The 1,672-nt window shown below is 67.0% G+C and carries 2 protein-coding genes; both read right to left on the bottom strand.

Annotated features, from left to right (window positions below; translation table 11 throughout):
- Positions 1-917 (bottom strand): electron transfer flavoprotein subunit alpha/FixB family protein (locus F3J10_RS35565; protein ID WP_060004185.1); only part of this gene is annotated, 917 nt, incomplete at its 3' end.
- A 14-nt stretch (positions 918-931) separates the two neighbouring features.
- Positions 932-1,672 (bottom strand): electron transfer flavoprotein subunit beta/FixA family protein (locus tag F3J10_RS35560; RefSeq protein WP_240154907.1); only part of this gene is annotated, 741 nt, incomplete at its 5' end.

The raw sequence follows: 1,672 nt of genomic DNA, 5'->3' as shown, positions 1-1,672 counted from the left end.
AGCTCCGGCACCACCGTGAACAGGTCGCCGACGATGCCGTAGTCGGCCACGCTGAAGATCGGCGCTTCCTCGTCCTTGTTGATCGCCACGATCACCTTCGAGTCCTTCATCCCGGCCAGATGCTGGATCGCACCCGAGATGCCCACCGCGATGTACAACTGCGGCGCCACGATCTTGCCGGTCTGGCCCACTTGATAATCGTTCGGCACGTAACCCGCGTCGACCGCCGCGCGCGAGGCGCCCAGCGCCGCCGACAGCTTGTCGGCCAGCGGCTCCAGCACCTTCGTGTAGTTCTCGCCGCTGCCCAGCCCGCGGCCGCCCGACACGATGATGTTCGCGCTGGTCAGCTCCGGACGATCGAGCTTGGTCACTTCACGGTTCACGAACTGCGACTTGCCGCTGTCGGCCGCCGCCTCGATCTTCTCCACCGACGCGCTGCCGCCCTCGGCCGCCACCGGATCGAAGCCCGTCGAGCGCACCGTGATCACCTTGATCGCATCGCTCGACTGCACCGTCGCGATCGCGTTGCCGGCGTAGATCGGGCGCTCGAAGGTATCGGCGCTGTCCACTGCCGTGATGTCCGAGATCTGCGCCACGTCCAGCTTCGCCGCGATGCGCGGCGCCACGTTCTTGCCGTAGGCCGTGGCCGGCGCCAGGATGTGCGAATAGTCCTTCGCGATGTTCAGCACCGTGGCTTCCACGTTCTCCGCCAGGCCCTCGGCCAGTTGCGGCGCGTCGGCCAGCAGCACCTTCGCCACGCCGGCGATCTTCGCCGCCGCGTCGGCCGCGCCCTGCGCGTTGCCGCCCGCCACCAGCACGTGGATGTCGCCGCCGATCTTCTGCGCGGCCGCCACCGTGTTCAGCGTCGCCGCCTTGATCGTGGCGTTGTCGTGTTCGGCAATGATCAGAATCGTCATCTTCTCGTCTCCCCTTACAGCACTTTCGCTTCGGTCTTCAGCTTCTCGACCAGCGTCTTCACGTCGGCCACCTTCACACCCGCCGCGCGCTTGGGCGGCTCCGACACCTTCAGCGTCTTCAGGCGCGGGCTCACGTCCACGCCCAGGTCTTCCGGCTTCACCGTCTCGAGGGGCTTCTTCTTCGCCTTCATGATGTTGGGCAGCGTCACGTAGCGCGGCTCGTTCAGGCGCAGGTCCGTGGTCACCACCGCCGGCAGCGTCAGCGCCAGGGTTTCCGAGCCGCCGTCCACTTCGCGCGCGACCGTGGCGCGACCGTCGGCCACCGTCACCTTCGAGGCGAAGGTCGCTTGCGGCAGGCCTGCCAGCGCGGCCAGCATCTGGCCCGTCTGGTTCGAATCGTCGTCGATCGCCTGCTTGCCGAGGATCACCAGTTGCGGCTGCTCCTTGTCGACCAGCGCCTTCAGGATCTTCGCCACGCCCAGCGGCTCCACGCCTTCGCCGGCTTCCACCAGGATCGCGCGGTCCGCGCCGATCGCCAGCGCCGTGCGCAGCGTCTCCTGCGCCTGCGCCACGCCGATCGACACGGCGATCACTTCCGTGGCCGTGCCCGCTTCCTTCAGGCGCACCGCCTCTTCCACCGCGATCTCATCGAACGGGTTCATCGACATCTTCACGTTCGCGATATCGACGCCCGTTCCGTCCGACTTCACGCGAACCTTCACGTTGTAGTCGACCACTCTCTTTACCGGCACCAG

It is taken from the genome of Burkholderia sp. Cy-637, from assembly GCF_011753175.1.
GTDB lineage: Bacteria > Pseudomonadota > Gammaproteobacteria > Burkholderiales > Burkholderiaceae > Burkholderia > Burkholderia gladioli.
Note: the sequence above shows the minus strand (reverse complement) of the source record. Positions and strands in the feature narration are given on the sequence as shown.